Annotated in this window: 14 protein-coding genes and 2 pseudogenes; 4 read left to right on the top strand and 12 right to left on the bottom strand. The window is 59.9% G+C overall.

Annotated elements, in window-relative coordinates:
• Window positions 1-9 precede the first annotated feature (9 nt).
• The 6 genes from rimO to ACFFNA_RS05825 all read right to left on the bottom strand — a co-directional run bounded on the left by rimO (window position 10) and on the right by ACFFNA_RS05825 (window position 5478).
• Window positions 10-1323, bottom strand: a complete 1314-nt coding sequence (gene rimO, locus ACFFNA_RS05850) for a 30S ribosomal protein S12 methylthiotransferase RimO (RefSeq protein WP_378916444.1) — start codon at window positions 1321-1323, stop codon at window positions 10-12.
• A 147-nt stretch (window positions 1324-1470) separates the two neighbouring features.
• Complete coding sequence (locus tag ACFFNA_RS05845) at window positions 1471-2130, bottom strand: TerC family protein (RefSeq protein ID WP_111548177.1); 660 nt, start codon at window positions 2128-2130, stop codon at window positions 1471-1473.
• Between the two features lie 186 nt (window positions 2131-2316).
• Window positions 2317-2724 (bottom strand): DUF930 domain-containing protein, encoded by a 408-nt coding sequence (locus ACFFNA_RS05840; protein WP_167458769.1) that lies wholly within the window; start codon window positions 2722-2724, stop codon window positions 2317-2319.
• A gap of 56 nt (window positions 2725-2780) precedes the next feature.
• A complete protein-coding gene (locus ACFFNA_RS05835) occupies window positions 2781-3479 on the bottom strand; it encodes a DUF2161 domain-containing phosphodiesterase (RefSeq protein WP_378916441.1) in 699 nt (232 codons plus the stop codon).
• 129 nt (window positions 3480-3608) lie between these two features.
• Complete coding sequence (locus ACFFNA_RS05830) at window positions 3609-4412, bottom strand: sterol desaturase family protein (protein WP_378916439.1); 804 nt, start codon at window positions 4410-4412, stop codon at window positions 3609-3611.
• Between the two features lie 142 nt (window positions 4413-4554).
• On the bottom strand, window positions 4555-5478 hold the full coding sequence (locus ACFFNA_RS05825; protein WP_378916436.1) for a class I SAM-dependent methyltransferase: 924 nt from the start codon (window positions 5476-5478) through the stop codon (window positions 4555-4557).
• Window positions 5479-5531: 53 nt separating this feature from the next.
• Here ACFFNA_RS05825 and ACFFNA_RS05820 point away from each other — a divergent pair, with 53 nt between their 5' ends.
• The 4 genes and pseudogenes from ACFFNA_RS05820 to ACFFNA_RS05805 all read left to right on the top strand — a co-directional run bounded on the left by ACFFNA_RS05820 (window position 5532) and on the right by ACFFNA_RS05805 (window position 9072).
• On the top strand, window positions 5532-6380 hold the full coding sequence (locus tag ACFFNA_RS05820; RefSeq protein ID WP_378916434.1) for a TylF/MycF/NovP-related O-methyltransferase: 849 nt from the start codon (window positions 5532-5534) through the stop codon (window positions 6378-6380).
• Window positions 6381-6394: 14 nt separating this feature from the next.
• Window positions 6395-6667, top strand: a pseudogene (locus tag ACFFNA_RS05815) (glycosyltransferase family 2 protein); the annotation flags it as partial.
• A gap of 9 nt (window positions 6668-6676) precedes the next feature.
• Window positions 6677-8422 carry a class I SAM-dependent methyltransferase gene (locus tag ACFFNA_RS05810; protein WP_378917322.1) on the top strand — a complete coding sequence of 582 codons (1746 nt, stop codon included), beginning with the start codon at window positions 6677-6679 and terminating at the stop codon, window positions 8420-8422.
• The gene (locus ACFFNA_RS05805) at window positions 8422-9072 is read left to right on the top strand and encodes a class I SAM-dependent methyltransferase (RefSeq protein WP_378916432.1); all 651 of its coding nucleotides are present in this window, start codon (window positions 8422-8424) and stop codon (window positions 9070-9072) included. Before ACFFNA_RS05810 ends, ACFFNA_RS05805 begins: the two co-directional genes overlap by 1 nt.
• A 98-nt stretch (window positions 9073-9170) precedes the next feature.
• Here the strand turns inward: ACFFNA_RS05805 and ACFFNA_RS05800 are convergent, their stop codons facing one another.
• From ACFFNA_RS05800 to ACFFNA_RS05775, 6 genes and pseudogenes are all read right to left on the bottom strand, one after another.
• Window positions 9171-10535, bottom strand: a complete 1365-nt coding sequence (locus tag ACFFNA_RS05800; RefSeq protein ID WP_378916429.1) for an HlyD family type I secretion periplasmic adaptor subunit — start codon at window positions 10533-10535, stop codon at window positions 9171-9173.
• Window positions 10535-12328, bottom strand: coding sequence for a type I secretion system permease/ATPase (locus ACFFNA_RS05795; RefSeq protein WP_378916427.1), 1794 nt, complete (start codon window positions 12326-12328; stop codon window positions 10535-10537). Before ACFFNA_RS05795 ends, ACFFNA_RS05800 begins: the two co-directional genes overlap by 1 nt.
• A gap of 17 nt (window positions 12329-12345) precedes the next feature.
• The gene (locus ACFFNA_RS05790; protein WP_378917320.1) at window positions 12346-13836 is read right to left on the bottom strand and encodes a beta strand repeat-containing protein; all 1491 of its coding nucleotides are present in this window, start codon (window positions 13834-13836) and stop codon (window positions 12346-12348) included.
• A gap of 441 nt (window positions 13837-14277) precedes the next feature.
• Window positions 14278-15768: a beta strand repeat-containing protein gene (locus ACFFNA_RS05785; protein ID WP_378916424.1), complete on the bottom strand. Its 1491-nt coding sequence runs from the start codon at window positions 15766-15768 to the stop codon at window positions 14278-14280.
• 167 nt (window positions 15769-15935) lie between these two features.
• Window positions 15936-18029, bottom strand: coding sequence for a CAP domain-containing protein (locus ACFFNA_RS05780; RefSeq protein ID WP_378916419.1), 2094 nt, complete (start codon window positions 18027-18029; stop codon window positions 15936-15938).
• A 197-nt stretch (window positions 18030-18226) separates the two neighbouring features.
• Window positions 18227-19606 (bottom strand): annotated as a pseudogene (locus ACFFNA_RS05775) (calcium-binding protein); the annotation flags it as partial.

The following is a 19606-nucleotide window of genomic DNA, read 5'->3' as shown; positions in this document are numbered from 1 at the left end:
ACGGCCCCGTCAGACCGCCGAACCATAGAGATCATAGGCATCGGCGCGGTCAATCTTGACGGTGACGATGTCGCCGGCACGCAGCGGACGGCGTGACTGGATATGCACTGAGCCGTCGATTTCGGGCGCGTCGTATTTGGTGCGGCCCTTTGCCGATGTGCCGTGCGCTTCGTCGATCAGCACCGGCAGGCGCTTGCCGACCTTCTTGGCCAGCTGCGTCGCCGAGATCTTCTGCTGGCGCTGCATGAAGCGGTGCCAGCGCGCTTCCTTGATCTCCTGCGGAACCTGTTCGAGACCGAGATCGTTGGAGCGGGCGCCCCGGACCGGCTCGTATTTGAAGCAGCCGGCGCGATCGATCTTGGCCTCGTCGAGCCAGTCGAGCAGCATTTCGAAATCATCATCCGTTTCGCCGGGAAAGCCGACGATGAAGGTCGAGCGGATGGCGAGATCCGGGCAGACCTCGCGCCAGCCGCGGATGCGCTCAAGCGTCTTTTCGCCATGGGCGGGCCGACGCATGTTCTTCAGCACCTGCGGCGAAGCATGCTGGAACGGGATGTCCAGATAAGGAAGGATCTTGCCTTCGGCCATCAGCGGGATGACGTCAGCAACATGCGGGTAGGGGTAGACATAGTGCATGCGCACCCAGATGCCGAGCTTGCCCAACTCCTCGGAAAGATCGAGGAATTTCGCCCGCACTTCGCGGTCGCCGAACATGCTGGTCTGGTACTTGATGTCGATGCCGTAGGCGCTGGTGTCCTGCGAGATGACGAGGATCTCCTTGACGCCGGCCTTGGCCAGTTTCTCGGCTTCGCGCAGCACATCGGCCGCGGGCCGCGAGACGAGGTCGCCACGCAGCGCCGGGATAATGCAGAAGGTGCAGCGGTTGTTGCAGCCTTCGGAAATCTTGAGATAGGCGTAGTGGCGCGGGGTCAGCTTGACGCCTTGTGGCGGCAGCAGGTCGATATAGGGATCGTGCGAAGGTGGCGCCGCCTCATGCACGGCAGCCATCACGCTCTCATAGGCCTGCGGCCCGGTGATCGCCAGCACATTGGGATGCCTCTCGCGAATGACGTCCGGCTCTGCACCAAGGCAGCCGGTGACGATGACCCTGCCGTTTTCCGAAAGCGCGGAGCCGATAGCGTTGAGCGACTCGTCGCGGGCGGAATCGAGAAAGCCGCAGGTGTTGACCACGACAAGATCGGCACCATCATGCTTGCGTGCGATCTCGTAGCCCTCGGCGCGCAGGCGCGTGATGATGCGTTCCGAATCCACAAGGGCCTTCGGGCATCCAAGACTGACAAAACTCACGCGAGGAGCGGACATATAGGGTTTCCGGGCTTTTCAGGATTGCCGGCGCAGTACCACACTTATTGCGGCATTGGTATGGGCACGCCTTCGATGCGGCAAAACGCACAGCGATTGCGCCGCGGAACATGCTTTTCCGGATCGAAGAAGCGGCGGGCAGGCGCCTCAGCTGACCACGTTGTTTACATGCGGCCAGACTTCCATCGCACCACGATAAACCATGTCCACCGCCACATAGAGAATGATGAGCAGGCCGATATAGGCGATCCAGCGGTGGCGATGCAGCAGCTTGGCGATGAAAGTCGCGGCGAGCCCCATCAGCGCGATCGACAGCACGAGGCCGATGACCAGCACCGGGAAATGATCGCGCGCAGCACCTGCGACCGCCAGCACGTTGTCGAGCGACATCGACACGTCAGCGACGACGATCTGCAATGCTGCCTGGCCGAGCGTCTTGCGCTTCGTCTTGCCGGCCACTCTGTTGTCGCTGTTGAGATCGGAGTTCGACAGCGCCTCGGTCGCTTCCAGCTCATCGGCATGGGACGTGCGCAGCTCGCGGTACATCTTCCAGCAGACCCACAGCAGCAAAATACCGCCGGCCAGCAGCAGGCCGACGATCGCCAGCAGCTTGACGGTAACAGCGGCAAAGCCGATGCGCAGCACCGTTGCCGCCAGCACGCCGATGAGGATCGCCTTCTTGCGTTGTTCGGCCGGCAGGCCGGCAGCAGCAAGGCCAATGACGATCGCATTGTCGCCAGCCAGCACCAGGTCGATGGCGATGACCTGGAGCAGGGCCGTCAGGCTGGCAGCGCTGAAAATGTCCATCGACCGGAAGCCCTTGCTGGTTCGCCGAGTGTTCGTCGATTATCCAGACCGGCCCTAACTTGGTGGTCCCTTGGCGTCAAGGGACCACTCGCGACGACCTGACCAAACTATCTTGTGCCGAAGCCGCATTAGAGGATCCGTGGCGCTCGCCGACAGCCGGGCAGAACCACCATGGCCGACCACAAATCAATCGTAGAGATTATACTTTGCCCAATCGGCTTCCGGAATCTCGTCGCCGATCCGATAGCGGAGCTGCAAAACCTGCATATGGTCGGGCGCCGTCTGGCACTTGAATTTCAGCCGGTACCATTGTCCCTTGCTGCGAAACGCGGCACCCGGGCTTCTGATTGCATCAGCGCCCATCTCGGGCGTCGCGAAGGCGTAGGCGACGACGCGATCCGCCTTGAACTTGCGATCGTCATGGGTGATCCGGTCGAGCACTTCGGCGTCACAACGCTGTTCAAGACGGGTTTGGGGATCGAGTTTTAACAGGCCGGCGCGCAAGGCATTGTCCATTGCGTTGGCCGGAAAACCCAGTGTCACGGACGCCAGGGCCGTCATGCAGAGCTTCTTCATGGGCGGGACAAGCATCATATTTTGTCGGAAAAATCAACCAAGGGGAGGGCCTCGAACCCTCCAGGAATCATCAATCAGATGGTCGATGCGTTCAAAATTGCGTGTCGAGATTCATCGTGCGACGGCTGCGGCCAACGGACCAACGAGGCACGGCCGGCATCCGTGAGATCGTAGAGGCCGCGATCGACGCGCGCGAACCAGCCATAGACATTGTGCCGCAGAATTTTCGGCGCAATGGGCGTCAGCGCCTTCAGATCACGCGGGCGCTTGGGTCCATTCGCCATGGCGGCGGCGCAGGCGAGGGCGCTTTGGCGATAGGCGGTCATGATCGGATTGCGCGATCCTCCTCCCGCAACGGGATCGCCGCGACGGCGCTGATGCTCGTCGACCAGGCGAGAGCGCCGGCGCGCATTCTTGCGCGGCGCCATGGCGATCGGGCTGAGAAGCACCTCGACCCGGTCAGCCGCGGTCACGCCAAGCAGGCCGAAGCCAAGCCGGCGGCAGAGATTGCGAAACCGGGCATCGCCTTCGCGTCCCTTGCCCCGGGCCGATAGGCGCGCGGCCAGCCACACCTCGTCGCAGGCTGTCGCACGGTCCACGCCCTGCAGCACAAGTTCAAGATTGAACTGCAGCTTCAGCTCGCAGATGACAACGATGGGCGGCTCTCCGTCGCGCAGCGCAACGATGTCGCAGCCACCGATCTCACCCTTCACGACGAAGTCGAGGCTTTCGAGGAACCGCTTCACCGGCGCATAAAGTGAGGTCTCGTTCATACCCAAGAGGCTTAGCCGATTCGGCGCAAAAAGCCTTCCTGCCAGCACACAGCCGGAGGGAGCGCGCCCAGCAATCCGATTGAAGTCGCCCGATTGGTGGAAGCAAACCTGTCCCGATGCCATACGATGTCAGGCGTCAGCTTCGGTGCTCGGTGCTGCTGGATTCGATAGCTGCCCGCGGGGCAGGAGCGGATAGCCGATCTGACCAAAATAGGTGGAAGGGACCGGATCATCGACGCCGTACTTCTCCGGCACCTTGTTGCCGGTGGCATTATAGGTACCGAACATCACGTCGAGGAAGGGCAACTGCCCGGCGAAGTTCTTGTCATATGCTTCACGCTGGTTGGCATGGTGCCAGCGATGGAACTGCGGGCTGGCGATCAGCCACTTCAGAGGGCCGAACGTGATCCGCATGTTTGAATGGACAAGCATCGTGTGCCAAAAATAGATCAATGAAAAGACGGCGATCGAGGCTTCGGAGAACCCAAGGAAAAAGATCGGCGTTAGCGATATTGCCTTCGTGACTATGATGTCGATCGGGTGAGAGTGGAAAGCGCCGAGCCAGTCCAACTCCTTGATGCCGTGGTGAACGGCATGGAACTTCCAAAGCGCAGGGATTTTATGGAAGGCGCGATGTGCCCAATAGACGCCGGTATCGGTGATCAGGATGATTTCCGCAACCTGCAGCCAGATGGGCTGGCCTCCGACGGCCTGCGTTATCGATTGCGGGACAAGGATTGCAGCGACGCCGAGGATACTGGCGGCCATCATGACGACGGCTGCCTTTATGATGAAGCTGTTGAACAGCACATAGATCACATCGACAGCCAGGCCCTGACGGAAGATCTTCTGCGGCCGCTCGGCAAACAGATTTTCGAACGGAATGAAGATCAGCGCGCAGATCAACAGCGCCTTGATACCAAAGATATCCATTCACCCGCCTCTATTGCCCTGTCTTTCGCCAGAGCGCCGCTTGCGCTCCAGCTCCTGATCAGAACCACATCTCCCTTTCCAAAGGCTGAAGCGGTCTTTCAGCATCCCGGGAAAACCGCTTCACACTTTTCCTGGAATTGCTCTACCGCGCCAAGCCGCGCTTGATGCGATCGACCACCGCCCTTACTGGGGCGGATGCACGCCAGGTCGTGCTGGACGTTATGGCGTCCTGGCGAGCCTGCGCCTCCTGGCTCGCCTTTCGCGCACGTTTAATCTCCTCGACCAGCCGCGAATTGTCCGAGCGCAGGTGCTCCAACTCGGCATCGTTTTGGCGCGAGTGCACGCTGGCTATATGAGACCATAGCTGCCGTTGCCATCGGTCCAGGGAAGTCTCCCGGTCCAATGCGTGAGGCTGGAGCTGATCCCGGACCGCGGATGCGAGCCTGCCGAGGCCCATCACGGCCACGGTGTCTGGAAGGAAAACCGTCTCGTGCGTAATGCCGAGACGATCGAGAAAGCGCTCCGCATTGACAATCGCGTCCGCGATCAGGTTGGCGTCGTGGAAGGAAACGATGCAGTCCGGTTTCATAAGCGACAGAACGCCGACAAAGTCCGAAAAACAGGCCGTGTTGGTGTGCTCTGCGTCGATCAGCGCGAGCGTCGCCTTGGGCTCGATCGACTCGGGAGGCACCGCGGAGACGTCGCTATCAATGGTGGTCAGTTTGGCCATTGCGGCGGGCGGGAGCCTGTCCGACAGCAAGGCGATCATCCGGGCCGCCGTGTTGTCGGGGTAGTGAAAAACCTCGGCACGTTCGTCGGGCTGGGTCGCTGGCCGCAGATCGACCGATATCGCCGCCTCACAGGCCGGATCGATCAGGTGCGGTAACAGGCTGCCGCCGATATCCGAGCCAACCTCGAGATAGACGTAGCGGCCGAGCATCGATCGAGCAAAATTCTGCACGCGCAGGAAACTTGTGCGGTCACTGAGCGTGCTTCCGGTATTGACCTGGAAAACAGCAATGTCGAGCGTCTCGATCATGCCCATCGCTTGATTGGCGGTTAGCATCCAGGGGGCTCCGTTAGACAGTTATTCGCAGCTCGCTTGCATGGCGCGACTGGTTGGATCGTGCAAATCCTGTTGCACTTCGTTTGGATATCCGCAACAGCGTATTTCGATATGGAACTGTTACGCGCCTTGAAAGGTCGACGATGAATCGCCTCTATACAGATCTCCTGATCAAGATCATCGCCAATACAATCTACGGCTCTGGTTCGCAGGTGATCGATCCCTCGAAAATGGGAGAGTCGACCCCCTTCAATCGCGAGGATCGCCTCGTGGGTCGCGATTGGCCGACGGTTGCTCATTCGATGGCGGGCGTCAGGCGTCTGACAAATGTGCGCGATCTCGTCCAGCGCGCCATCGATGAGAACGTGCCTGGGGATTTCATTGAGACCGGCGTCTGGCGCGGCGGCTGCTGTATCCTCATGAGAGGCGTGCTGGCCGCCAACGGGATCAAGGACAGGAAGGTGTACGTTGCGGACTCATTTGACGGTTTGCCACCGCCGGATCCCGAGAATTTTCCGGCCGACCAGGGTGACAGGCTGCACGAATTCCGCCAGCTGGCGATTGATCAGGCACAGGTCGAATCCAACTTTGCCGCCTATGACCTGCTGGACGACCAGGTGGTCTTCGTCAAAGGCCTGTTCGGGGACACCTTGCCTGGCCTGAAAGCCGGTCCATTCGCCCTGATTCGACTGGACGGCGATATGTACGAATCGACCACCGACAGCCTCGAAGCGCTCTATCCAAGACTGTCGCCCGGCGGTTTCGCGATCATCGACGACCTTGCGCTTCCGCCATGCCGGCAGGCGGTCGAGGACTACCGCGCGCGCAACGGCATCAAAGCCGAGCTCCACGAGATAGACTGGACAGGCGGTTGGTGGCAGAAGCCAATGGCTGACAACTGAGCCACGGAAGCGCGATGAAAACGAACTACCTGTCCGTCGTCGTTGTCGCCTACAACATTCCCCGAGAACTGCCGCGAACCTTGCTTTCGCTCGCATCGCCCTATCAGCAAGGCGTGACGACGGACGATTACGAGGTCATCGTCGTCGATAACGGATCATCACCGGCCGTTGGCGAGGGCCTGGTCGCGGACTATGGGCCGAACTTTCGCCTGCTGCGCATCGATGACGCATTGCCATCGCCGGCGGCTGCCGTCAATCGCGGGATAAGCGAGGCGAGGGGTGACAAGATCGGCGTGATGATCGACGGCGCGCGGATCGTGACGCCCGGGTTGGTGCATTTCGCTCGCATCGGCCTGGGCATGGCTCCGACGGCAGTCGTGGCCGCGCCTGGTTGGTATCTTGGCAGCGACTCCCAGGTGCATGCGCGTGGCAATGGCTATACGAAGGCCATAGAGGATTCGCTTTTGCAATCGATCCGATGGCCGGAAGATGGATATCGGTTGTTCGAGATCGGGACGATGGATGAGTCGTCGGTCGATCCGTGGTTCACGCCGATATCCGAAGCCAATGCTCTGTTCATGAGCCGGGAGAACTGGCAGGCGATCGATGGCATGGATGAGCGCTTCAGCTATCCGGGAGGCGGCTTCGTCAACATCGATACGCTCGAACGAGCGATGGAGATGCCGCGGGCACAGCTCATCCTCACTCTGGGGGAGGCAACATTTCACCAGTTGCACGGGGGCGTCGCCACCAACGCAAGCGTCGAACAGCCCAAACACTGGCTCCTCTGGAAGGCCGAAAGGGATGCATTGAGGGGTCGCGAGGACTTTACCTTTCACGCCCCCTCGGCGTTCGTGGGATCGCTGCCTCCAGCGCTTGCACCGCACCTTGCCCGCGCCCTGATTGCGTCCCCGCACGGCGTCGGGCCAGCCACGGCGGCGGGCTTCAGGGCGCCATTGAAGGCATCGGAAGAACCCGCGCCGACGAACCAGGCAGCCGCGACACTCGTCGAGTTGGCCAAGGCCCAGTTCGAGCGCGGGAATTACAAGGCGGCGGCAGACATCGCTCGCATGGCAAGCAGCCATGCACCCGCCGAGCTTGCAACGTCACGCCTGCTTTTGTCCGCCGGCCTTCTTTCGCGGTACAGTGAGGATCGGGATGCCGCCTATTTTACGGCGATCGGCGATGCGCACCGTGTCATCGGCGAGAACGAAACGGCTGATAGTCAATACCGCAAGGCACTGGCGCTTGCCGCTGACAGCGTGGGTGCCCATACCGGCCTGGCCAGTATGCGGATGTCGGGGCCTTCCTATTACGACTGGCTGGAGCGTCTTTACGCAGAGCTGAAGCCCGCTGTCGTGGTGGAGATAGGCGTCTTTGACGGTGTATCGCTTTCCAAGATCAAGGCACCAACCCTTGCAATAGGCATCGATCCCAACCCACGCGCCACCGTGGCGCTCGGCGCGGAGACGCACATTTTTCCGGAGACGAGTGACGCCTTCTTTGATCGCGGTGGAGCGGACGCCTTGCTTGCCGGCCGCCCGGTCGGCGTCGGGTTCATCGACGGTCTACACACTTTCGACCAGGTGCTGCGCGATTTTGCGAACCTCGAACGCTATTGCGACGCCGGCTCGGTTCTGCTCGTGCACGACACCGCCGCCCTGGACGAAGCGACGCAAAGGGTTCCGCCGACGACGCAATTCCACACCGGCGATGTCTGGAAATTGGTACCGGCGCTCAAGTCGCTGCGGCCGGACCTCGACGTGTTCACCATTGCCACGCCGTGGACCGGGCTCACCGTCATATCCGGCTTCGGCAAGGGCGGATACGATCGTTCATGGATGGTCGATGCGGGCCAACGCTTTGCAAAGATGGAGTTTGCCGCGATCGAGGCAAACCTTGGCGAGGCGCTTAGCCTGGTTGCAAACGAATGGGAGCCGGTGTTTGCGCGGCTCAGAGCCAACCTCGTCGGCAAAGCAGGTGGCAATCACAATCAACGCAGCTGGCGGCGGCAAATTGCGAAGCTGGTGAAGAGGCTATGATGGGCGGGTTCCTGCATCAGTACTTTTTGAACAACAGCGGCAAGGAGATGTACAAGTGGCTGCACTATTTCGACGTTTACGAGCGCCACTTCGAACGGTTCCGAAACCGGAGGCCGGTCGTCGTTGAAATCGGCGTCTACAAGGGAGGATCGCTTGAGATGTGGCGTGCCTATTTCGGCGAGGGCGCGCGAATCGTCGGAATAGACATCGATCCTGCATGCAAGGCGCATGAGTCCGAAGGGGTTGAGGTCTTCATCGGAAGTCAGGACGACCCTCAACTGCTCGATCGGATCGTCGAGAAGTATGGTCCCATCGACATCGTCATCGATGATGGTAGCCACATGATGGATCATGTCATCGCGACATTCGAGCATCTCTACAATCACGTGCAGCCGAACGGGGTGTACTTCGTCGAGGACACGCATACGAGTTATTGGGATGACTATGGCGGCGGGCTGCGCAAGCCGGGATCGTTCATGGAATTCGCCAAGGCAAAGCTCGACGAGATCAACGCGCATCACGCGCGCGGCGCCTTGCCGCCGAGCGCCTTCACCAATGCAACAGACTCGATCTGTGTTTATGACAGCATTGTCGTCTTTGAAAAACGGCCGCAGGGCAAACGTCAGTCCCTCTTGACAGGACAGGGTTAGAATCCGTTCACGGGCTGGTCTGAAACCGTTGGCTCTCGGTGCTTCGCGCTTAAGGTGGGGTCCGAACGGAAGTAATCGCGCCGACGATCTTGGGCCAATTATTCCTTGAAGGCCCGGGAAAGCTGATCGGTGATGGGTTTCATCAGATAAGACCAGACAGTGCGGTCACCGGTCTGGATATGCAATTCGGCAGGCATGCCCGGAATGAGCCGGGTTGCCGTTTTCAGGCAGATCGCCTCGTCTGTAATGTTGATGCGGGCCTCGTAGTAGGCAGTCTTGTTGGCTGCGTCCTTGACCAGATCGGGGGAGATACGATCCACCGTTCCATGACACTCCGGTGTGGTGTTGCGATCGAAGGCCGAGAAGCGGATGACGACTGCCTGGCCAAGGCTGACATCGTCGATGCGCAAGGGCGGAACCTGGGCATCGATCACCAGATCGTCCGTCTGCGGCACGATCAGCATCATGGTCTCGCCGGACGCGACAACGCCGCCAACCGTGTGGATCGCAAGTTCCTGCACGACGCCTGATTGCGGGGCCTTTATCGTCATATGGCCCAGTTGATCTATGGCCACCTGCTTGCGCTCCACCAGTTCGGCCTCCTTGCCTTCGGCCTCTCGCAAGTCGGCATTGGCGCTTTTGCGAAAGTCGTTGTCGAGCTGGATCCTGGCCAGCGCGTTCTCGCTGATGCGCCCTTCTACTTCGGCGATCGCGGCCAGGAGTCTTCCGGCCTCGCCCTTTTGCTGGATCGTCTGCGTCTTCAAAGCGGTCAGGCGATCCAACGACGCGAACCTCTTGGCATAGAGATCCTGGATGATGGCGAGGTCGTTGGTTGCCAGGTCAAGAGCTTCCAGGGCTGCGGCGCGCTGGGCTTTGAGGCCTTCGATCTGTTCGCGATATTGATCGTTGCGGGTTCCAAGCTGCGCCTTCTGGCTTTCCAGAAGCGTCATGTTGCTTTGGTGCAGCGCGTTTTCACCCGCGATGAGGATTGCCATTGCGGGATCGCTGGCCCGGGCGGACAGATCGTCCGGGATGATCATCTCATCGCGGCCAATGGTCTCTGCCTCCAGGCGGGCCATTTGCAGCCGTGCGCGGTCCAGCTGTTGGCCGACAATGCCGAGATTTGCGCGTGCCACCGTATCGTCGAAGCGAACCAGGACCTGGCCGGCCGTAACCTTGTCGCCATTTCGCACAAGGATTTTGCTGACGGTTCCGCCAGTCTGCTCCTGCACCTTCTTCACATTCGATTCCACCACCACAGTTCCGTTGGCGATAACCGCACCGGCAAGGGATGTGGTCCCGGCCCAGATGCCGATGCCGCCAACAAGGGCCGCGACAACGATAAGGCCGGATCCAATGGTCGATCGAACTCCGTCGTGGCGCATCGACGGGCGTCGCAATGCGGGCAGGGTTGCTGCGTGCGATAGCGCCGTGTCGGCCGTTTGCATGGGCGAGTGGCTCATCATGGCCGCCTGTCATGCAAGGTCACGACAGTTGGTGCACGTTCGCCGCCCGGGCTCTGTTCCGGCCGAACATTGGCTGGGCGCGTCATCTTTGCCAGCACTTCGTCCCGCGGTCCCATCGCCTGTACCGTTCCGCCGGCCATGACCAGCACGTTATCGATATTCGCCAGCGCTGCGGGGCGATGTGCGATGACGACGATGATGCCACCTCGATCGCGCACGCCCCTTATGGCGGTGCCCAAGGCGATGTCGCCTTCGCCGTCCAGATTGGAATTCGGTTCGTCCAGTACGACGAGGAACGGATCGCCATACAATGCCCTCGCCAGGCCGACCATCTGACGCTGGCCTCCGGAAAGCGCGGAGCCGCCTTCGCCGATACGCGTCTGGAAACCGTCGCTCAGCCGGAGGATCATCTGTTTGACCCCGGCAGCTTCGGCCGCCGCAACGACGGCATCCGCGCTCGCATTGGCGTTGAAACGGTTGATGTTCTCGGCAACTGTACCCTCGAACAACTCGATGTCCTGCGGCAGGTATCCGATGTCGCGTCCAAGTGCTTCTTCATCGAATTGGTCAAGTGCGGCCGCATCAAGACGCACAGTGCCGCGAAGAGGGGTCCATGCACCGACGAGCGCACGTGCCAGCGTGGATTTGCCTGACGCGCTTGCTCCGATGACGCCTAGCCCGGCTCCCGCCTGCAAGGAGAACGCCACATTCTGGATGATTGGCTTTTGCTGGCCGGGAGCACCGACCGAAATAGCCTCGACCGACAGCGTCTCCCGAGGCCGCGGAAGCGTAAGAGGCGCTTCTTGCGCATCGGCATTGCGCAGCATCTGTTTGAGCCGGCCATAGCTCTGTCTGGTGGAAACCCATGAGCGCCAGTTGGCAATGACGAGATCGACGGGCGACAGTGCCCTGGCGAGCATGATCGACGTCGCGATCATGATGCCAGGCGATGCCTCACCTTCGATCACCAGGTAAGCGCCAAGTCCGAGCATCAGCGATTGCAGGATCATTCGCCACGTACGCGAGACGGTCCCTGTCGCGCCGACGACATCGGAAATGCGCAACTGATTGGCAAGATACGCTTCGCTCCGGTCCTGCCAGAGACTGCCGATGCGACGTCCCATGCCGAGCGCGCGGACCACCTCCGCATTCCGGCGGCCGGCATCGGAAAGCTGCTTGCGGGAAATGGACGATTCCATCGCTCGTTTGGCGGGTCCGCGGCTCAGCCCTTCGGCAACCAGGGTCAGCAATACGCTCACGATCGCGCCGGCCGTCGCAAGTGCTCCAAGCAGCGGGTGGAGGAAAAAGATGCCGATCAGATAGAAGGGCAGCCAGGGTAAATCGAAGAATGCTGTCGGTCCCGATCCCGAGATGAAGCTGCGTATCTGGTCGAGATCGCCGATCGGCTGAAGCCGTGTGCCTTCCTGACCGGACCTGAGAGGGAGCGAGACCGAGAGAGCAAAGACGGCGGGTTGCAGGCTTGTGTCGAAACGCCTGCCGATCCGTGCAAGGAGCCTGAGCCGCAGGAGGTCAAGCAAACCATAGGCGATATAAAGACCCGCCATGGCGATCGAGAGCACTGTCAGGGTTGGAATGCTGTGCGAAGGCAGGACGCGGTCATAGACCTGAAGCATGTAGAGCGAGCCGGTCAGACCAAGCAGATTGATCATTCCCGAGAAAACGGCAACGCAAACCAATGCCGCGGCGCACGACCTTAGCGCGCGGCTGGGCGCGGACAATCCCGCTGGGCCGGCACCGGAGCCGCCACGGTTCTGTATCTGAATTGCCACGTGCCCCCGCTTAACGTTCAGACTACGACGAAATCGGCATTCGTCATCGCCAGGTTTGCGGCCAGCGTGGCGAAATGGGTCGAGCCGCCCGCCGCACTGCCGTTGCTGTCATAGTAGAGCCAGCCGGTATCCGTTTCATAAATGATGTGATCGTTGCCGTCACTGGCAAGGCCGGTGGTATTCTTAATGAACTGGTCGGCCGTCAGCGTGCCGTTGCCGCCAAGCGCTGCGAAGATGGCGTTGTCGACCTGGATGGTGTCGTCGACGACCGAGAAGTCGGTGATGCGGTCGACATTGGTCGAGGCGTTGAGCGCCGTGGTGAAGACGAAGGTGTCATGCCCGGTGCTGCCGGACAGCGTGTCGTTACCGCCGAGGCCGTTGATGACATTCGCACCCGAATTGCCGGTGATGATGTTGGCAGTGGAATTGCCGGTGCCGTTGATCGAGGCCGCGCTGCGCAGCGCCAGGTTCTCCAACTCCTGACCCGAAAGGTTGAAGGAGACATAGGCCTGCACATTGTCCACGCCCTGGTCGTTGGCTTCAACCACATGATCACCAGCATTGTCGACGTAGTAGGTGTCGCTGCCCTGAGCGCCGCTCATCGTGTCGGCACCGCCAAGGCCGTCGATGATGTTGTTGCCGCTGTTGCCAGTGATGACGTTGGCAATGGAATTGCCGGTGCCGTTGATGAAGAAAGCCCAACCTGTCAGCGTCAGCTTCTCCAACTCTTGACCGGACAGATTGAAGGAAATCGTGCTGTTGACTGTATCGATGCCCTGGCCGTTGGCCTCAACCACATGATCGCTGGCATTGTCAACAAAGTACGTGTCGTTGCCGACGCCGCCTTGCATGATGTCGGCACCTTCCTTGCCGTCCAGCGTGTCGTTGCCGCCGAGGCCGTCAAGTGTATTAGCGCCAGCGTTGCCATTGAGAACGTTGGCGATGGAATTGCCGGTGCCGTTGATAGAAACCGCGCCTATCAGCGACAGGTTCTCCAATTCCTGACCGGAGAGATTGAAGGAAATCGTACTGTTGACTGTATCGATGCCCTGGCCATTGGCCTCGATGACATGATCGCTGATGTTGTCGACGAAGTACGTGTCGTTGCCGATACCGCCTTGCATGGTGTCGGCACCTTCCTTGCCGTCCAGCGTGTCATCGCCGCCGAGGCCGATCAGGATGTTGACACCCGAATTGCCGGTGATGACGTTGGCAATGGAATTGCCGGTGCCGTTGATCGAGGCCGCGCTGCGCAGCGCCAGATTCTCCAGCTCTTGGCCTGAGAGATTGAAGGAAACCGTGCTGTTGACTGTATCGGCACCCTGGCCGTTGAGCTCGGTCACCCGGTCTCCAGCATTGTCGACCCAGTAGGTGTCGTTGCCGATGCCGCCCTGCATGGTATCGGCGCCCGCGCCGCCGTCGATAATGTCGTTGCCGGCAGCACCATAGGCGATATCATCATTCTGGCCGAGGCTGAAGAAATCCGCAAAGGCGCTTCCATATGCGATGTCAATTCTGGTGGAAAACGGAGCGTCACCGTCATAGCCAAATATTGCGGCGCCGAACTCAGCTTGAGTGTAATTTTGAAGATCGGCTGACCAACTTACGCCGCCGCCTAAAAAGTTGTTCGCTCGAATTTCGATGGATTGGTATCCGAAAGTTATCGCAATATCTGGTTCGTGGATACTTACCTGCTCAAAGCCATTACCGCCGTCAGAGTGACCAGCTGCAGAAAATGTCCAATATAATTCGCCGTACGATCCCCCGTTCCCTGGATCAATGTACGGATCACAAATATATATGCGTCTATCGTCAATAGCTGATTGGCGGCATCTAAATTTAGATCAACGTTGATTGAGCTCATTTTCGGCCATTCATCTTAATATTCAAAGCCAGATGCTCGTTTATATTGAGTGCCATACTCGCATCGAGCCAAGTAATCCTTCCCCTCACACCACGACGAAATCGGCGTTTGTCAACGCGAGGTTGGCAGCCAGCGTGGCAAAGTGGGTTGAGCCGCCCGCCGCACTGCCGTTGCTGTCATAGTAGAGCCAGCCGGTGTCGGTCTCGTAGATAATGTGATCGGTGCCGTCAGCAGCAAGGCCGGTGGTGTTCTTAACGAACTGTTCCGCCGTCAGCGTGCCGTTGCCGCCAAGCGCTGCGAAGATCGCATTGTCGACCTGGATGGTATCGTCGACCACCGAGAAGTCGGTGATGCGGTCGACATTGGTCGAAGCGTTGAGCGCCGTGGTGAAGACGAAGCTGTCATGGCCGGTGCTGCCGGACAGCGTGTCGTTGCCGAGGAGGCCGTTGATGACGTTGTTGCCGGAATTGCCGGTGATGACATTGGCAATGGAATTGCCGGTGCCGTTGATCGAGGCCGCGCTTCTCAGCGCCAGGTTCTCGATCTCCTGACCGGAGAGGTTGAAGGAGACATAGGCCTGCACGTTGTCGGTGCCCCCGCCGTTGGCTTCGATGACATGATCGCCGGCATTGTCGACATAGTAGGTGTCGTTGCCGGTGCTGCCGCTCATTGTGTCGGCGCCGCCGAGACCATTGATGATGTTATTGCCACTGTTGCCGGTGATGATGTTGGCGATCGAATTGCCGGTGCCATTGATCGAGGCGCCACCTCTCAGCGCCAGATTCTCCAGCTCCTGACCGGAGAGGTTGAAAGAAACATAGCTCTGGACATTGTCAGTGCCGCCGCCGTTGGCCTCGATGACATGGTCGCCGGCATTGTCGACGTAGTAGGTGTCGCTACCCTGAGCGCCGCTCATCGTGTCGATGCCGCCGAGCCCGTTGATGATGTTGTTGCCGGAATTGCCGGTGATGATGTTGGCGATCGAGTTGCCGGTGCCATTGATCGAGGCGGCACCTCTCAGCGTCAGGTTCTCCAGCTCCTGACCGGAGAGATTGAAGGAAATCGTGCTGTTGACTGTATCGGTGCCCTGGCCATTGGCCTCGATCACAAGATCGCTGGCATTGTCGACCCAATACGTATCGCTGCCGGTGCCACCGCTCATCGTGTCGGCGCCGGCGCCGGCATTGATGGTGTCGGCGCCGCCGAACCCATAGAGCACGTCGTGCAGCGGCGTTCCGTTCAGCGTATCATTGCCACCCAGCGCAAGATCGAGCAGGCCCATCGTGTCATTGGTCAGGACGAAGCCCACAACGTCGGCGGCTGCTACGTTCAGGCCCGTGATCTGCAGCACCGTGCCGCCAGCCACCACATACCGGACGGATGTGACCGTTCCACCAGTAGGGACGCCGGCGTTATAAGTGAATCCAGAGCCCTGAAAGAGCGTGTAATTCGACGCGTCGTCAAAAAACCTTGCATATAGAGGCTGCGGGTCCTCGAAGTCGTAGTCGAGCAGTGCTCCCACCTGCAGCGTATCGAAATTCAGTCCAAAAACCGTACCACCGCTGACCACAGCCATGACGTTCTCCCACCCAAGATTAATACCCCACCGTATACTTACGAGGTTTCCTGAAGCAGTACAACTGACCGTTTTTACTTGCAGTTAGCCGGCGAGGGTAGGGACGGAATCGTTGCGATGGACTTTGGCCGCGGCCAGGTCCGCTTGGGACGGACCGGCACACCTCCTTACACCACGACGAAATCGGCGTTTGTCAGCGCGAGGTTTGCGGCAAGCGTGGCGAAGTGGGTCGAGCCGCCCGCCGCATTGCCGTCGCTGTCGTAGTAGAGCCAGCCGGTGTCGGTCTCGTAGATGATGTGGTCGTTGCCATCGCCGGCAAGGCCGGTGGTGTTCTTGATGAACTGTGCGGCCGTCAGCGTGCCGTTGGCGCCAAGCGCTGCAAAGATGGCATTGTCGACCTGGAGGGTGTCGTCGACCACCGAGAAGTCGGTGATGTGGTCGACATTGGTGGAGGCGTTGAGCGCCGTGGTGAAGACGAAGGTGTCGTTGCCGGTGCTGCCGGACAGCGTGTCGTTGCCAAGGAGACCGTTGATAACGTTGGCGCCACTGTTGCCGGCGATGATGTTGGCAATCGAATTGCCGGTGCCGTTGATGGAAGCCGCGCTGCGCAGCTGCAGGTTTTCGAGCTCCTGGCCGGAAAGGTTGAAGCTGACATAGGCCTGCACATTGTCGGTGCCCTGGCCGTTGACCTCGATGACATGATCACCAGCATTGTCGACATAATAGGTGTCGTTGCCTTGCGCGCCGCTCATCGTATCGGCGCCGAGAAGACCATCGATGATGTTGTTGCCACTGTTGCCATTGATGATGTTGGCAATCGAGTTACCGGTGCCGTTGATGGACGCGGCGCTGCGCAGTTGCAGGCTCTCCAACTCCTGGCCGGACAGATTGAAGCTGACATAGGCCTGCACATTGTCGGCGCCCTGGCCGTTGACCTCAATGACATGATCCCCGGCGTTGTCGACATAGTAGGTGTCGTTGCCGATGCCGCCCTGCATGGTGTCGGCACCTTCCTTGCCGTCCAGCGTATCGTTGCCGCCAAGGCCGGTCAGCGTGTTGACGCCCGAATTGCCGTTCAACGCGTTGGCCAGGCTGTTGCCAGTGGCGTTGATCGAGGCCGCACTGCGCAGTGCGACGTTCTCAATATTGCCCGTGAAGTGGTTGCCGTCGCTGAGATTGATCGAGATGTAGCCGTTGACGGTATCGGAGCCGTTGGCGCCGGCAGTGCTTTCACTGACGATATCGCCGGCATTGTCGACATAGTAGGCGTCGTTGCCCGCCCCGCCATACATGGTGTCGGCGCCACCCTTGCCATCCAGCGTGTCATTGCCGCCTTTGCCGTCCAAGTGGTCGCCTCCCGAGGCGCCATAGATGGCTTGGGTGCCGTCAGCGCCGGTCAGCGTCAAGGCATTCGTGCCAAGTCCGACGATAGATGAAATGCCGCTCACCGCCGTCACCGATACCGACGTGCGGATTGTCGACTGACCCATCAGGTCGATCTTGGCGTTGAAGCCGGCCGCGATCGTCGCGGTGAGAACCGCAGCTGTCACCTGATCGCCGCCCGAAAACGTGATGGTCTTGAGACCGGCCGTCAACTCCTCGGAATAGCCGCCGGCGCTGCCGCCGATCGTGCTTGGACCACCGCTGACGGAAACCGTTATGTTGGCGCGCCCTTCGCCGATCGAATAGAACTGGTCGGCAGTCACGGTGTCGTTGAAGGCGACACCGGTGAGAAACTGGTGGTTGGCGCCTGGCCGGCCGAAATCTTCGGTCAGCATCGTCGCGTTGAGGCCCTGATAGATGCCCTGGGCCTGACCGACACCAACTTCCTGGAAGTCCGGATCCATCAAATTGACGCGGTGGCCACGGCCAGTGATGCCCGAATCGACAAACAGATCCTGATGAAGCTGCAGAGACATCGCCGGTGTGACGGAGCCGGAAGTAGATCGAAACGCGATGTTTTCGCCTGCGGTGTCCCAGTTATAGCCAGCGTGCGTCATCCGGTAGAATGGATCGTGGCCGCCCAGATCGTTATGCCCGAAATAGTCGTTGTCGATCATCTCCTGGCTATGAGCACGCGCCACGCTGAGCAGCGTGTCGTTCATTGCCAGCGGCTGCTTCATCGCTGTGGAGATGGTCTCGTCGGACGGGACCCCCTCATTGAGGCTTATGCCGTATCGTGCGGCCTCCGCGGCGGGATCGAGCCGCGCTCGATTGACCAATTCCAGGATTGCCTGCTCGACAGCACTCTGATTGGCCACTGCCTTTCTCCATTTGGTATTGTCCGAGTATTATTAGTCAAAATACTGCCGAAACGCCAGTCGGCTCGGAGCGAGACTGTTCAAAAACCGGTGCCGTTCAACGCTTGAACCGCAGGCGCAGGAGACATGCCCATGCAATCGCAGGCGCCGTGATCGGGCGCCTGCGATTGCGTGGGGAGCTCTATCTTTCGAGCGGATCACACCACGACGAAATCGGCATTGGTCAGCGCCAAATTGGCGGCCAGCGTGGCGAAGTGGGTTGAGCCGCCTGCGGTGCTGCCGTTGCTGTCATAGGTGAGCCAGCCGGTGTCGGTCTCGTAGATGATGTGATCGTTGCCGTCACCAGCAAGGCCGGTGGTGTTCTTGATGAACTGGTCCGCCGTCAGCGTGCCGTTGCCGCCAAGCGCTGCGAAGATGGCATTGTCGACCTGGATGGCGTCCTCGACCACCGAGAAGTCGGTGATGTGGTCGACATTGGTCGATGCGTCGAGCGCCGAGGTGAAGACGAAGGTATCGTTGCCGGTGCTGCCGGATAGCGTGTCGTTGCCGAGGAGACCGTTGATGATGTTGTTGCCACTGTTACCGGTAATCACATTGGCGATCGAGTTGCCGGTGCCGTTGATGGAGGCCGCGCTGCGCAGCGCCAGATTCTCCAGCTCCTGACCGGAGAGGTTGAAGGAGACATAGGCCTGCACATTGTCGGTGCCCTGGCCATTGAGTTCGATGACATGGTCGCCGGCATTGTCGACATAGTAAGTGTCATTGCCTTGCGCGCCGCTCATTGTATCTGCACCGAGAAGGCCGTCGATGATGTTGTTGCCGGTATTGCCGGTGATGATGTTGGCGATCGAGTTGCCGGTGCCGTTGATGGAGGCCGCGCTGCGCAGCGCCAGGTTCTCCAGCTCCTGACCGGAGAGTTTGAAGGAGACATAGGCCTGCACGTTGTCGGTGCCGCCGCCATTGGCCTCGATGACATGGTCACCGGCATTGTCGACATAGTAGGTGTCGCTGCCAGTGCTGCCACTCATCGTATCAGCGCCGAGAAGGCCATTGATGATGTTGTTGCCGCTGTTGCCGGTGATGATGTTGGCAATGGAATTGCCAGTGCCATCGATGGAGGCGCCACCTCTCAGCGCCAGGTTCTCCAGCTCCTGGCCGGAGAGGCTGAAGGAGACGTAGGCCTGCACATTGTCGGTGCCGCCACCATTGGCCTCGATGACATGATCGCCGGCATTGTCGACATAGTAGGTGTCGCTGCCGGTGCTGCCGCTCATCGTATCGGCGCCGAGAAGACCGTTGATGATGTTGTTGCCGCTGTTGCCAGTGATGATGTTGGCGATGGAGTTGCCGGTGCCGTTGATGGAAGCCGCGCTGCGCAGCGCCAGATTCTCCAGTTCCTGACCGGAGAGGCTGAAGGAGACGTAGGCCTGCACATTGTCGGTGCCGCTACCATTGGCCTCGATGACATGATCGCCGGCATTGTCGACATAATAGGTGTCGTTGCCTTGCGCGCCGCTCATCGTGTCGGCGCCGAGAAGGCCATCGATGATGTTGTTGCCACTGTTGCCATTGATGAT

The sequence above is a fragment of the Mesorhizobium kowhaii genome (genome assembly GCF_042431665.1).
Classification (GTDB): Bacteria; Pseudomonadota; Alphaproteobacteria; order Rhizobiales; family Rhizobiaceae; genus Mesorhizobium; species Mesorhizobium kowhaii.
This window is presented reverse-complemented; position numbering and strand designations above follow the sequence as displayed.

Bases quoted from the DNA above. Each gene is read 5' to 3' on its own strand.
- ACFFNA_RS05835 (WP_378916441.1), bottom strand. From the start codon at position 3,479: ATGAACGAGACCTCACTTTATGCGCCGGTGAAGCGGTTCCTCGAAAGC.
- ACFFNA_RS05840 (WP_167458769.1), bottom strand. From the start codon at position 2,724: ATGATGCTTGTCCCGCCCATGAAGAAGCTCTGCATGACGGCCCTGGCG.
- ACFFNA_RS05810 (WP_378917322.1), top strand. From the start codon at position 6,677: ATGATCGACGGCGCGCGGATCGTGACGCCCGGGTTGGTGCATTTCGCT.
- ACFFNA_RS05800 (WP_378916429.1), bottom strand. From the start codon at position 10,535: ATGAGCCACTCGCCCATGCAAACGGCCGACACGGCGCTATCGCACGCA.
- ACFFNA_RS05830 (WP_378916439.1), bottom strand. From the start codon at position 4,412: ATGGATATCTTTGGTATCAAGGCGCTGTTGATCTGCGCGCTGATCTTC.
- rimO (WP_378916444.1), bottom strand. From the start codon at position 1,323: ATGTCCGCTCCTCGCGTGAGTTTTGTCAGTCTTGGATGCCCGAAGGCC.
- ACFFNA_RS05845 (WP_111548177.1), bottom strand. From the start codon at position 2,130: ATGGACATTTTCAGCGCTGCCAGCCTGACGGCCCTGCTCCAGGTCATC.
- ACFFNA_RS05785 (WP_378916424.1), bottom strand. From the start codon at position 15,768: ATGGCTGTGGTCAGCGGTGGTACGGTTTTTGGACTGAATTTCGATACG.
- ACFFNA_RS05805 (WP_378916432.1), top strand. From the start codon at position 8,422: ATGGGCGGGTTCCTGCATCAGTACTTTTTGAACAACAGCGGCAAGGAG.
- ACFFNA_RS05825 (WP_378916436.1), bottom strand. From the start codon at position 5,478: ATGCTAACCGCCAATCAAGCGATGGGCATGATCGAGACGCTCGACATT.